The following is a 12,465-nucleotide window of genomic DNA, read 5'->3' as shown; positions in this document are numbered from 1 at the left end:
TGCATTTTTTTGTAATGTGGTCTAATAGCGCGCTATAGTGACGAGTTATTAAAATAAGTTTTTATTTGGCTCTACAAATTGAGTCAGGTTGACTAAGGATTATTCAATGAGCTGGATTCAGAAGATTTTACCGCGCACGCAAACATCAACAAAAGGCAACGTGCCAGAGGGTGTGTGGACAAAATGTTCTTCCTGTCAGGCAGTTTTATACAAAACAGAATTAGAAAAACTGTTAGAAGTATGCCCGAAGTGTGATCACCACATGCGCATCAGCGCGCGTCGTCGAATCGATAGTTTTCTGGACAAAAATGACAGAAAAGAACTGGGTAGCGATTTAGAGCCTCAGGATGTATTGAAATTCAAAGACTCCAAAAAGTACAAAGATCGCATTGCCTCTGCGCAAAAAAGCACCAATGAAAAAGATGCATTAGTGGTAATGCAAGGTAAGCTAAAAGGCATGCCTGTAGTGGTGGCCAGCTTTGAGTTTGCGTTTATGGGCGGCTCTATGGCGTCAGTAGTGGGTGCACGTTTTGTCGCTGCGGTAAACGCCTGTATCGAACACAATATGCCACTAATCTGCTTTTCTGCCAGTGGTGGAGCGCGGATGCAGGAAGCATTAATGTCATTGATGCAAATGGCGAAGACCTCTGCTGCGTTAGCAAAGCTAAGCGAAAAAGGGCTCCCTTATATTTCAGTAATGACCGACCCAACCATGGGTGGGGTATCTGCGAGTTTAGCGATGCTGGGTGACATTAACGTCGCTGAACCCAAAGCGCTAATCGGGTTTGCAGGCCCTCGTGTTATTGAACAGACGGTGCGCGAGACTTTACCGCCGGGCTTTCAGCGTAGTGAGTTCCTGCTGGAGAAAGGGGCGATCGATATGATTGTTGACCGCCGCGACATGCGTGATAAATTACACGGCCTGTTAGGTAAATTACACCGCCCAAACTAAGTGAACACTCCAACTTCATCCACTGCGCAACCAAAAAGAACTCTGGCGCAGTGGCTTTCATACCTTGAGTCCATCCATCCCTCGACCATTGACATGGGGTTGGAAAGAGTAAAACAAGTCGCAGAGAAGCTTTGCTTTAATTTTAGCCAGTCAACCGTAATTACGGTTGCAGGTACAAACGGCAAAGGCACCACCTGTCGATTTATCGAAGCTGCTCTGCTGCATCAAAAGCAAACTGTGGGTGTGTATAGCTCACCGCATCTGATTGATTATCGCGAGCGCGTGCGCATCAATGGTGAATTAGCGCCCGAACAGGTCTATGTTGATGCACTGCAAAAAGTGGAAACCGCACGAGGTGAAGTCAGTCTGACATATTTTGAGTTCGGCACACTTGCTGCGCTTGTGATGATGCAAGAACAACAAGTGGATTACACTATCTTAGAGGTAGGCTTAGGTGGTCGACTCGATGCAACTAATATTGTTGATGCTGATATAGCAGTGGTAACCAGTATTGGTTTAGACCATCAGGATTGGTTAGGCGATACCCGAGAAAAAATTGCAGTGGAGAAAGCGGGCATCATGCGCGCAGATGCGGTCGCGATCATCGGTGAACCTGAGCCACCACATACCTTAACCGACTTTGTAGCAAAGCTGGGGTGCGAAGCACTCTGGTGCGGTCGTGACTTTAGCTTTCAAGCGCACAAAGGCAGCTGGCAATGGCAGTGTGATAACGTGCAGTTAACTGATCTGACAAATACGTCATTCTTGTATCAGAATGTCAGCACAGCGCTGGCTGTGCTGCAGCAACTACACAGGCTGCCAGAAGTAGACGATGTTAATCAAATTCTGGCTTCCGTAAGCCTGCCAGGCCGACGTCAACGGGTCTCTGGCGAACCTGATGTGTATCTGGATGTGGGACACAATCCCCAGGCCACCGACGCCATGCAAGATTGGCTGAAAAGCTTGCAGGCAGATCAAATTCATTTCGTGGTGGGTATGCTCAAAGATAAAGCCATAGCCGACACATTGAAACCGCTAACTTCATTACAGGGGCATTGGTACTGTGCCAGTTTGACCGGGCCACGCGGAACCCCGGCGCAGATAATCCGTAGTGCCTTGCCTTCCACTGTACAAAATAATGCAGAATGTTTTAACACAGTTAGCGACGCACTAGCTGCGGCAAAGAAAAAAGCCGATGTAAATGACATTATTTTGGTCTTTGGCTCTTTTCTTACTGTGGCAGATGTATTAGCTTTGCAGTCTTAAGTAGTATCTAAGGAGCAACAGGTGGCATCGGCACTGCAAAACAGACTTATCGGGACGGTAATCGTGGTTGCCTTAGCGGTCATTTTTTTACCCGACTTTCTTGACGGAAAAAAAGAGCGCAAGAGCGAAACCTTTGCTGAGATACCCGCACCCCCCGCCAAAAAGCCAATTGTTAATCCTGAACCATTCCCCACAGATCGGGTTGAAAAAGCGGCTCAACGACCTATCGAAATTGTTGATGAAAAACCGGTAGATGAACCTGTGCACGTGGCGCAAAAATTAGAGCAAGCGGCCGATTCTGCGCAAGACGATGATTTAGCAAAGCAAACAGTCGTCAGTAAGCCGGATGTGAAAGAGCAAGATGCGGGGTGGGTTATTCAACTGGGAAGTTTTCGCCATCAGAAAAATGTACGCCAACTGCTGACAAAGTTAGAGAAAGCAGGGTATCGCGCATTCAGTCGCCCCATTAAAACCAGTTCAGGCCCCCTGACGAAAGTGTTTGTCGGCCCGGATTTACAAAAAAGTAAACTTGATAGCGCCATTCCACATTTGCAGGAATTAACCGGCCTAAAGGGTAAAGTAACCACTTTCGACGTTGACTAAAAGTCGAGCAATCAGATGGTTAGCGCTTAATGGAAACAATTTCGTACTGTGAATTGCGCAACTGATCGGAAGTCATGTATTTCAAATTGGTAATACATCACGCTTCTGTTAGAATACGCGCCATCTCAATGCAGGGCAGAAGGTTGTCGCATCAGATTTGATGTCAGGCCAGGTAATATATGAATTGGGTCGACTTTTCCATATTAGGCATAATTGCGGTTTCTACCTTGATCAGCTTAATGAGAGGCTTTGTTAAAGAAGCTATTTCTCTGGTGGTCTGGTTTGCTGCTCTGTTTATTGCCAGTCAGTTCTATGCTGACTTAGCCGTTTATTTTACACGAATAGACGATCAAATATTAAGAAACGGCGCAGCGATCGCTGTTCTATTTATAACAACACTCATACTTGGCGGTTTAGTCAATGTGGCACTTGGGCAGCTTGTCCAGATGTCAGGATTGACCGGAACAGACCGCGCACTAGGGCTCGTTTTTGGCGCATTGCGTGGCGTGCTTATTATCAGTGCACTACTATTTTTCTTGGATACATTTACGCCAGCTGCGGAATCGCAGGGGTGGGGACAATCACTATTAATCCCCGAGTTTACAGTCATTATTGAGTGGTTTTTCGAATTTATGAAGGATGGCTCGAGTTTTTTAACGTCGGTTTAAGTAGGTAGCGAAAAGATGTGTGGTATTGTTGGAATCGCGGGTAAAACCCCAGTAGCGCAGTCACTGTATGATGGGTTGACTGTTCTTCAGCACCGAGGCCAGGACGCTGCCGGTATCATTACCATTGACCAAAATATCTTTAATTTACGCAAAGGTAATGGATTGGTAAGGGATGTTTTTCATACGCGCCATATGAAGCGCCTGACGGGAAACCTGGGCATAGGCCACTGCCGTTATCCTACAGCAGGTACCTCAAGTTCAGCAGAGGCACAGCCGTTTTACGTAAACTCACCGTTTGGAATTGCGTTTGCGCATAACGGCAATTTGACTAACTCACATGAACTGCAGGAAGAAGTTTTCCGCAGTGCTCGTCGTCATATCAATACTACGTCTGATTCAGAAATTCTGTTAAATATTTTTGCGCATGAACTGCAATCGTGCACGGAAATGACCGTGTCACCAGAGGATATTTTCAACGTTGTGACCCGTGTTCACAAAAAGATTCGTGGAGCGTATGCCGCTGTTGCTGTGATTATCGGCCAGGGGCTGGTAGCTTTTAGAGATCCCAATGGTATCCGTCCGCTGGCCTTAGGTAAACGCATTACCGAAATGGGTGAAGAATATATGGTGGCCTCGGAAAGTGTCGCCCTGGATGCGGTAGGGTTTACCTTTGTACGCGACGTGGCGCCGGGTGAAGCGGTTTACATTACTGAACAAGGACAATTGCATACGCAGCAATGCTACGACAAACCCAACACTTCGCCGTGTATCTTTGAGTTTGTCTATTTTGCCCGTCCAGATTCGTTTATCGATGGTATCTCAGTGTATGCATCACGGGTAAACATGGGGCGTAAGCTGGGTGAAAAAATCGCGCGCGAATGGGCTGATAAAGAAATTGATGTGGTCATACCTATTCCGGAAACTTCAATGGATGTGGCATTGCAAATTGCCAATACGCTGCAGCTTCCATACCGCCAGGGGTTCGTCAAAAATCGTTATATTGGGCGTACCTTTATTATGCCGGGCCAGACCATGCGTAAGAAGTCAGTCCGTCGTAAGCTGAACGCAATTTCATCAGAGTTTAAAGGGAAAAATGTGTTGTTGGTGGATGATTCGATTGTCCGTGGCACCACATCTGGACAGATCATCGAGATGGCGCGTGAATCGGGTGCCAATAAGGTCTATTTTGCCTCAGCAGCACCAGAAATTCGATTCCCTAATGTGTATGGTATAGATATGCCCTCGGCAAATGAACTGATTGCTTATGGTCGCGAGATTGATCAAATCGCCGATCTTATCCAGGCTGACGGTTTAATCTTTCAGGATTTAAGCGACCTGGTAGAAGCGGTGCGTGAAGAAAACGACAGCATTACTCAATTTGAAATTTCAGTGTTTGATGGTAATTACATCACCGCCGATATTGATCAGCAGTATCTGGAGAAAATCGATTTGGCGCGCAGCGAAAAAGCGCGACAGGCACCGGTTTTACAGGCGGAACTGAGTAACCTTGATATGCACAATATGGATAGTGACTGAGGCAAGGTCGATGGCATAGAGCATACAAAAAGGCCGCGATCATCTCGCGGCCTTTTTGCGTGTGGGGCACTGTAATTAGTGCATGTAGACAGGGCCGAAACCCATACTCCACATAATAACTGAGCTGGCCATAAGGATGACCAGCAACACCAGGCCGCAGGTGACCACTGAGCTGGAATAAATAAAGCCTTTATCTTCTGGCATATGCATCAAAATGGGTACGCCTGAATACAGCAAATACACTGAGTAGGACAGACCTGCCAGCCCCACCGTCATCACAAACCACAAGACAGGGTATAACGCAGCAAAACCCACCATAAATATCGGCGTGGCGGTGTAAGCTGCTAATTCAAGTGATTGTGTATAGGTGGGTTTTACTTCGAATGCATTTGCCAGTTCATGAATCAGAACGGCCAGCGCAATTACGCCTACAATCAGACCAAAATATAAGCATACCGCCATGGTCAAGGCACTTGATTCGGTCAGTTTGATTACGTCGCCTGCGCCGATTCGCCATCCTAAATGGGCAGAAGCATAATAACCTACTATGGCTGGGATTAGGGCGATAATCGCGATGTGACTGAGCGCATAAAAATAACTTTCATGCTTTTTGTCTATAGTCTGCCACTCTTCCTTCGGATGAGTGTAAATGCCAACCAGATGATTTAAAATCATAAATCTACCTCACGTACTGACTTTACTACTAAACTTGTTTGTTTTTTGTATTAAAGTTAACAAAGTATTTACAACTCAATATGCAGTATACATGGTTAATCGTCAATCACTTTGTTTAATAAATCATCATGTTGAAAGCTAAAAGATTTTGCTTCCAGATTGGCCAGCACGTGGCAATTTAGGTAAAATATACGGTCACTTGAGCAAGAGCCTTACTTATGCAAATAGCTGTACTCGACCAGTTGCTGGCACCCATTAACGCGTTCCTGCATTGTCAGACGCCGCAGGCGGGGGTAGACAAAGCCCGCGAGCCAGAGCGGCTGGAAGCGTTGTTAATCGATCATTGTAATTGCGAGCAATAGTGTACAATTTGCAAAGCTAAAAACATAAAGGGTCGAGATGCCGAAATCATATAGATATATCCGATTTAGTAGTCAAATTCAGAGAAAAGGCTCGTCATATGAGCGACAACTCTACGCTGTTGAAGCATGGATGGAACAGCACCCGGATGTAGAGCTTTCTGAAGATTCGTATGAAGACCTGGGTTTATCGGGCTACAAAGGTGCGCATTTAGACAATGCATTCGGTAAACTATTAGTTGCTGTAGAAAGTAACAAAATAGTCAATGGTGACTATATACTGATTGAAGCTGTAGACAGATTAGGACGACTTGAGCCTATGGAAATGCTGCCCATACTACAGAAAATCGTAAAAGCGGGCGTAACCATTGTTAGCTTGGATGACTTCGTTCAATACAACACTTCTTCATTAAATAATGGTCTCTTACAAGTATTGATCGGTAAATTTCAGCAAGCACATCAGTATTCTAAAAATCTTAGTAGAAGAATATCAGAATCTTGGCAACACAGGCGAAGGAAAGCTAGGAGGGGAGAGCAGATTAAGCTCAAATCTCCATTTTGGATTAACAAAGATTTATCTTTAAATGTGAAACACGCGGATATTCTAAAGTTCATTTATGAGCGTTATCTTTTAGGAGACGGTCAACGTTATATTCAACGACAATTAGTACAAAGTTGGCCTGAAATTTTTGGTGATGGATTTAGGAAAGATTGGCTGCTTAAGACGGAAGGCAACAAGACTAAAATGGTCAACCCTGGAACAATTTTAAAGTGGCTACAAAACAAGGCCGCCATCGGATATTGGGGCGATATTCCAAATGTTTTTCCCCCCGCAATTCCAGAACCTTTGTTTTATAAAGTACAGAATGCATTAGCAAGCCGGACAAAAAGAGCATCGAAATCCCAACATTATTTTGTGGGTGGACTTACGAAATGTCGATGCGGCAGCAATATGACCTTTGTAAAAAATGTTGGTAGAAACGGACATGTAAATATTAATGGCAGATGTACCAAAAGGGGACGCATTGGGTTTGTTAAAACTGAGAATGGCATCATTGGTTGTGATAACAAGAAAACGATACCTCTGGTAATCATAGATATTATTGCTCACTGGTGCCTACCCGACGCTATTCAGGAAGTCACGCAAGGGCAAACAACAAAAGATACCCAAGACAAAATATATGTAATCGAAGGGAAGATTAATGAGATATCCACTGAAATAAATCGACTCACAAAGCTCGTTTTAGCAGGAGTTCAAGAAGCAGAAGATCAAACTATAGAATTAAATTTAAAGCGTGCGAAGCTTCAAAAGGATAAGGAGTTATTAACTGAAAAGTTAGGGAATGCTGCGGATCTAATTGAATTGAATCAATTGCTCGAAATTGAGAGAGGATATCGTCAAGATTATTTGAAGTTGAATAGATTATTGCAACAAGCAGGTTATAAACTAGTATGCGACGGTCAGAATGTGACTGTTCATATACCAAACGGTGATGCTCCAAAGTTTAAATATCTCGGATTTGATAACTCTGGAAAAGGAAGCAGCAGCCAGTGCTACCAAGTTTTAATTTTTAGTAACGAGAAAATAGTTAATGTCCCACGATTTGAACCTGTCACACTTATTGATGGAAGTGAATATATACCTCAAAAAATAACAACCTAATAATAAGTGCTTCAAACTAGAAGGCGATTGTTTCTTGTGTTTTATATAATAGAAGAAAGCTTATTCAAAGTAGTGGGTTACGTCATTTTTTTTCGCACATGGAAACAGAGCTATGATTCTTAATAGTTCATTTCTCTTTGGAGTTAAAAATTAACTTAGGCTAGCCTCGCTAGCGAGCAATGATCTAATTTGAAGTTGGGAGTCTATTTTTATTTTCCTGCAAAATAAAAAGCCCAGTTTCAGCATTGAGAACTGGACTTTTCTGATCTGAATGATAAGAGTTACATATTTTTTGTGATTAAGGTTGCAACACTGTTATCAACAAAGAGTAACTTCATGCTCATTAGAAAAGCTATTAAAGTAATTCTGCCTTAATATTCCTAAGTATTTAGGCGTTAGCAGCGTCCTTTATTTGTTTTAAAGCTATCTCAATGATATCAGCGTTAAATGCACTAATCGTCCCATCGCTATTTAGATTGAAAGGATGCTTTATAGTGTATTCAACTTTTGTATTACCACGATAAAGGCCTACAGTTAAGTCGATATGAACTTTAGCATCGCCTAATTGACGAGTTGTGCTAGCTTTCCATAGGATGTCGTCAGTTGACTCAGAAAGTTCAAGGTCAAACTCTCTCATTAAGTTAGCTCTGACCGAATTTGGATCAAGCTCGACGTCAAATTCACCAGCTTTTGCTGCATTTTGTTTTATAGAAACGGTTTTAGAATCCTCAAACAGCGAAGCAGTCCACGCAACTACATTTTTATCTGAAATAGGAACAGCATAGGGAAGCCCTAATGCATCTGATGTTGGCTTCGCATTAGCTGCCGAAGGTGGTGACAAAGTTAGTGTGACAGCGTCTTCATTAACATCTACAGTGAAAGGAAGAGTTTGTTCTATTGTTGCTTTATCGACGCGACCAGTAGAGTATTTTTTATCACTGAAGTAGGTAAGTGTATAGGAGGAATCTGTTCTAGAAACATTTGATCCCCACGTATCTTTAATTCCAGAAGATGAGGTTTGACTACAGTTGCTGCCAAAAAGTGAGGAGCGACATTTATAAAATGCAGCATTATCCTCTATGTAACGTTCGACCGTTGGTGTGATCTTGGTCGCTGTTAAACCATCGTACCCATCCATTTCAACATTTTTGAAAATAAATTTTTTAGGTTTTATATTTGATGAAGCTGTATCAATTGAATATGGTTCTGAGGTCATAGCGCAGCCAGAGAGAGCTAATGCGGCAAGACTTCCTACTTTTATCTTTTTTAATAAATTCATTTGCTAAGTCCTAATTTAGCTTTTTTTATTTTTGGCATACATGCCAGCTATTACCCTGTAATCAAGGCGAAGAGGAGATTACAACAATAGAAATTATAAGTAAATGACATCAGATTCAGCTGAGTTTTTTTTATACAAATCGAACCTAATGGAAAAATGAAAGTATATTTTTCGATAGCAAACCTTTTAATGAAAAAAATTTAAAACCTGCCGTTCATTATGCTCCATAAATAAAGCACCATTTAAGGGAGATACCCAATGTTTCTTTTTCATGACCAAATAAAATACATGAGAATAAGTACGGTGATGTTGCATTACAGTTTCAACTTTCCGCCATATGCTTCGAAAGTTCTTTTCGTTAGTACATACGAAAATTTGAATGACGTCTTGATAACTACCAGCACTTCCGAGAGCCAAAAAGTGGCCTGAAAATCGCGTTTGATGATGAAGTCGTTCAGCATAAACTTCCAGCCAATGAGTAAGTTTAGAACCGTGTCGACGAGGGCCTCTTACACTATTTTCGATTTCAATCATTACAAATTTATTCTCAGCAATTCCAAATCCGTCAGGTATGCAGCCGAAATGATTTGCAAATGCAGTTCTCATCCTGCCTAATTCATGCTCTGTTATGAAGTGATCTAATGCGATAGGCAAGTTGTGTCTATTGTGTCTTAGGTCTATGAGTATTTGATTAGCGGTAAGACGATGATATTCATATTTTTCGTCCATCTGTCGCTTTGAAATAGAAGTGTTGCGTATAGTGCGTTTTAAGCTGTCAATCTCACCTATACGTCTCATTCCTCTCCTTGTAAGCGAATAGCTTTTACACTGACTTCCAGGGCTTCTATTCAAGTTATTTTCATAAACATAACCTTCCGTGGTCAAATGTTTCAGGATTTTTCTGATAGAGCTTGAACCAAGCAAGTCTTTGGGTTGCAGCAAATTGGTAACCTGGTGATGAGTTAACCAGCCAAACCTAGCCAATGAATACAAAATTTCATTTTCACGTTTTAGGCTACTAAGTTTCTTGCTTTTAGCTACTCCCCAAAGTTTAGATAGCTGTTCATTTTGCTTTCGAAGGTAGTGTTTTTTCATTTCATTGATACCAATACATTACGCAATTATCTAGGAATGCCATAAGGGAAAAGCTAAGCCACCACATGTAAATAGTGACGTGGCTTAGCCTTATAGTGCTCTTTGAATAGCACATATCAAACACTTCGGTCTGAACGGCCTATGTTTATTGATGTTTTCGGATTGTTAATACTCCTGCGCTGGACGCGCCTCCGCATTACCAATACACGAAAAGCCTTCTCTCCATCGCTTCGCGACGGCGAGTATCCCCCCGATAGTGCGGATTTTCACAAGTTCTCGGTGATGTTACGCATCCCCAATAATCTGTTCAAATTGCCTAATCGCAGCGATACTCGGCGTCACCAGTTCCTTGAGAGAAGGGGGCAAGCCCCCAATTCAAAACCACCGTTTGGGAACGGTTATTGTTCGCTGGGGCGACAATTTTCAAATCGGCTCCCCCAGGGTCGATATGACAGACATATCGATTCGTCGCTGAACACTTCTCACCCGTTCGGGCATGATGTGCTTCCTAGCAAAGTGAGCGCAAGAAGGCAGCGCGGAGAGTCACTTTACTAAAAGCACAAAAAAGGGCTTCCTATGGAAGCCCTAATACTATTCGCGAAAACTATTACTATTGGTAATGGCTCTCGCCACCGAAGATTTCGACGCAGCCCAAGAAGACTGCTCTTCAAAAACGTTACCGATGTATTCTATAGTAGAGCAGTGACAGGGAAAATTTTGGGACAGTTTGAATATCACTGCTTAACAATTTCTCTCATAAGTCGCATCGATTCCGCTTCAAACAGTGAGGAAGTTCGAACACTATTATGCAGCCAGACGTAGTCGATGATAGCTATCAAGTTATTGTAGTTATTATTATCGAGTTGCAGTAAATCAATCATATTAATATTCAAATCTTCATTTCGCCAGGTTTCGTTTAACGAAAGAAAAATCTTAGACAAAATATACGCCGCTGAGCTGTATTGATGTAACTTTAAAAACTTTTCTGTCTCGATAACTTCTTGTAGCTTTGAGTGTGTTTTTCTTAAAGACATGTGCCTGATTCCTTAAATTTACTACGCGACTGTCACGTAGTTTCAGAAGAATTTTGCGACAAATTTTTTTTTGAAAGAAAAAGTTATTATGCTGAAAAATTTTTATTAAAAGCAGGCTCTATTAAAAAGGGAAAGGCACCCTGTAGGTGCCTCAATATTATTTCCAGCAGCAGTAAAGCTGGTTCACAGCAATACGTATGACTTTCGTCGCTCCCAGCGCTTTCCCGCATTATCGAATGGCAGTTTAAAAGCAAGTTGCTCTGGCCTTAATAATAAATAGAAGTATGCAGTGGGAAATATTATGACTCAGGACGTATCTGCCAAAATTTTACGCCTCTTTCATCAATTGAAAATTTAAAATGAATTGTTTTCTTTTGTTCGGGTGTCAAGTGACGCCCTTTTGCAAAGATAAGATGTAAATAATCCTTTTTATCCTCGCCCTTTTTCAATACTGGTTCTCTGATATCAACAGTGACATCGTTATATGTGTCCAGCACCACGCTGCCGAGTCTTTTAAGATCTTTTGTTGTGTGATTGATTGTTATAATCGTCTTACCTGAACCCCTCATCTTTCGTAACCAACTAGTAAACTGTTTAACACGCAGCACATCTTGATCATCAGTGTCGGTAAGCACAGATATAAGATTATCTATAACAAGCACGTCAGCATCTTTGCAGTGGTATTCAACAATTTTCTGACCTAACTCCGAAGTAAGATCTGGTAACGGCTCACCAGCACCATCGAGATTCAGTATTCTAAAGTTTCGATCAAAAAGGTTTAATGCTTGCCCAGATAACCCTTTTGAAAAACTGACTACCCGCCCTTGGATATCTGCTTCAGGCATTTCAGCATCAAGATAAACGATCCTTCTTGGTGAAGTTGCTTTCCAATTAATGCATTCACCACCAGTAGCGATTGCGGTGCAGAGCGCCATTGCTAACCATGTTTTGCAGACACCAGATGGAGCATTGAGGTTAACGATTGATTGAGACTGTATTAGATAGCCAAGGTAATTATCCCTTTCTGGTAAAACTTTCTTCTTAAGTTCACCAGCGCTTCGCGGTAAAAACTTATTGAGTTGGATGCCCTCGGTCTTACACTCTTCTGACAATTGATGGTAGTTAAAACTATCTTTATCCTGATAGACTGGGCAATCGCTAAACATTGCACTTACATTTTTCAATTTTTTTACTCCTATAAATCATAAGGTTAATAGTTCGTGCATGAAAATATGTCCTAGTAAGTCTGATTAGTTCGTATGTCCAAAACCTATAAATTTTCAATTTTTGAAATTGAAAAATTTATAGTTATAAACTGCGTACTCAGCAGTTCAA

At 42.2% G+C, this 12,465-nt stretch carries 12 protein-coding genes; 7 read left to right on the top strand and 5 right to left on the bottom strand.

Annotation, left to right across the window (positions count from 1 at the left end):
- Positions 1–106: 106 nt before the first annotated feature.
- The 5 genes from accD (at position 107) to purF (ending at position 5,025) form a co-directional block, all read left to right on the top strand.
- On the top strand, positions 107–952 hold the full coding sequence (accD, locus tag HCJ96_RS14725) for an acetyl-CoA carboxylase, carboxyltransferase subunit beta (RefSeq protein WP_169211846.1): 846 nt from the start codon (positions 107–109) through the stop codon (positions 950–952).
- The gene (folC, locus tag HCJ96_RS14720; RefSeq protein WP_169211845.1) at positions 953–2,218 is read left to right on the top strand and encodes a bifunctional tetrahydrofolate synthase/dihydrofolate synthase; all 1,266 of its coding nucleotides are present in this window, start codon (positions 953–955) and stop codon (positions 2,216–2,218) included.
- 21 nt (positions 2,219–2,239) lie between these two features.
- Positions 2,240–2,821 (top strand): SPOR domain-containing protein, encoded by a 582-nt coding sequence (locus HCJ96_RS14715; RefSeq protein ID WP_169211844.1) that lies wholly within the window; start codon positions 2,240–2,242, stop codon positions 2,819–2,821.
- Between the two features lie 179 nt (positions 2,822–3,000).
- Entirely contained in the window at positions 3,001–3,489 is a 489-nt protein-coding gene (locus HCJ96_RS14710) for a CvpA family protein (protein ID WP_169211843.1), read from the top strand.
- A gap of 15 nt (positions 3,490–3,504) precedes the next feature.
- Positions 3,505–5,025 (top strand): amidophosphoribosyltransferase, encoded by a 1,521-nt coding sequence (gene purF / locus HCJ96_RS14705; protein ID WP_169211842.1) that lies wholly within the window; start codon positions 3,505–3,507, stop codon positions 5,023–5,025.
- Positions 5,026–5,100: 75 nt separating this feature from the next.
- Here the strand turns inward: purF and HCJ96_RS14700 are convergent, their stop codons facing one another.
- Positions 5,101–5,700, bottom strand: a complete 600-nt coding sequence (locus tag HCJ96_RS14700; RefSeq protein WP_169211841.1) for a Yip1 family protein — start codon at positions 5,698–5,700, stop codon at positions 5,101–5,103.
- A 218-nt stretch (positions 5,701–5,918) separates the two neighbouring features.
- On the opposite strand from HCJ96_RS14700, the gene miaE reads away from it, so the two are divergent.
- Together miaE and HCJ96_RS14690 are read left to right on the top strand one after the other, a co-directional pair.
- Positions 5,919–6,062: a tRNA isopentenyl-2-thiomethyl-A-37 hydroxylase MiaE gene (miaE, locus tag HCJ96_RS14695; protein WP_169211840.1), complete on the top strand. Its 144-nt coding sequence runs from the start codon at positions 5,919–5,921 to the stop codon at positions 6,060–6,062.
- 37 nt (positions 6,063–6,099) lie between these two features.
- A complete protein-coding gene (locus HCJ96_RS14690; RefSeq protein WP_169211839.1) occupies positions 6,100–7,722 on the top strand; it encodes a recombinase family protein in 1,623 nt (540 codons plus the stop codon).
- A gap of 388 nt (positions 7,723–8,110) precedes the next feature.
- On the opposite strand, the gene HCJ96_RS14685 is transcribed toward HCJ96_RS14690, so the two are convergent.
- The 4 genes from HCJ96_RS14685 to HCJ96_RS14670 all read right to left on the bottom strand — a co-directional run bounded on the left by HCJ96_RS14685 (position 8,111) and on the right by HCJ96_RS14670 (position 12,314).
- On the bottom strand, positions 8,111–9,001 hold the full coding sequence (locus HCJ96_RS14685; RefSeq protein ID WP_169211838.1) for a hypothetical protein: 891 nt from the start codon (positions 8,999–9,001) through the stop codon (positions 8,111–8,113).
- A gap of 186 nt (positions 9,002–9,187) precedes the next feature.
- Positions 9,188–10,096, bottom strand: coding sequence for a replication-relaxation family protein (locus HCJ96_RS14680; protein ID WP_169211837.1), 909 nt, complete (start codon positions 10,094–10,096; stop codon positions 9,188–9,190).
- Positions 10,097–10,830: 734 nt separating this feature from the next.
- Positions 10,831–11,130 (bottom strand): hypothetical protein, encoded by a 300-nt coding sequence (locus HCJ96_RS14675; RefSeq protein WP_169211836.1) that lies wholly within the window; start codon positions 11,128–11,130, stop codon positions 10,831–10,833.
- A gap of 299 nt (positions 11,131–11,429) precedes the next feature.
- Entirely contained in the window at positions 11,430–12,314 is an 885-nt protein-coding gene (locus HCJ96_RS14670) for an AAA family ATPase (protein ID WP_169211835.1), read from the bottom strand.
- Positions 12,315–12,465: the final 151 nt, after the last annotated feature.

This window comes from Alteromonas ponticola, assembly GCF_012911815.1.
Classification (GTDB): Bacteria; Pseudomonadota; Gammaproteobacteria; order Enterobacterales; family Alteromonadaceae; genus Alteromonas; species Alteromonas ponticola.
The sequence above is the reverse complement of the archived record's forward strand: the minus strand, read 5'-3'. Positions and strand labels throughout refer to the sequence as shown.

What these genes read in the sequence shown, in the direction of transcription:
- accD (WP_169211846.1), top strand. Translation starts at nt 107, where the DNA reads ATGAGCTGGATTCAGAAGATTTTACCGCGCACGCAAACATCAACAAAA.
- HCJ96_RS14710 (WP_169211843.1), top strand. Translation starts at nt 3,001, where the DNA reads ATGAATTGGGTCGACTTTTCCATATTAGGCATAATTGCGGTTTCTACC.
- purF (WP_169211842.1), top strand. Translation starts at nt 3,505, where the DNA reads ATGTGTGGTATTGTTGGAATCGCGGGTAAAACCCCAGTAGCGCAGTCA.
- HCJ96_RS14700 (WP_169211841.1), bottom strand. Translation starts at nt 5,700, where the DNA reads ATGATTTTAAATCATCTGGTTGGCATTTACACTCATCCGAAGGAAGAG.
- miaE (WP_169211840.1), top strand. Translation starts at nt 5,919, where the DNA reads ATGCAAATAGCTGTACTCGACCAGTTGCTGGCACCCATTAACGCGTTC.
- HCJ96_RS14690 (WP_169211839.1), top strand. Translation starts at nt 6,100, where the DNA reads ATGCCGAAATCATATAGATATATCCGATTTAGTAGTCAAATTCAGAGA.
- HCJ96_RS14685 (WP_169211838.1), bottom strand. Translation starts at nt 9,001, where the DNA reads ATGAATTTATTAAAAAAGATAAAAGTAGGAAGTCTTGCCGCATTAGCT.
- HCJ96_RS14680 (WP_169211837.1), bottom strand. Translation starts at nt 10,096, where the DNA reads ATGAAAAAACACTACCTTCGAAAGCAAAATGAACAGCTATCTAAACTT.
- HCJ96_RS14675 (WP_169211836.1), bottom strand. Translation starts at nt 11,130, where the DNA reads ATGTCTTTAAGAAAAACACACTCAAAGCTACAAGAAGTTATCGAGACA.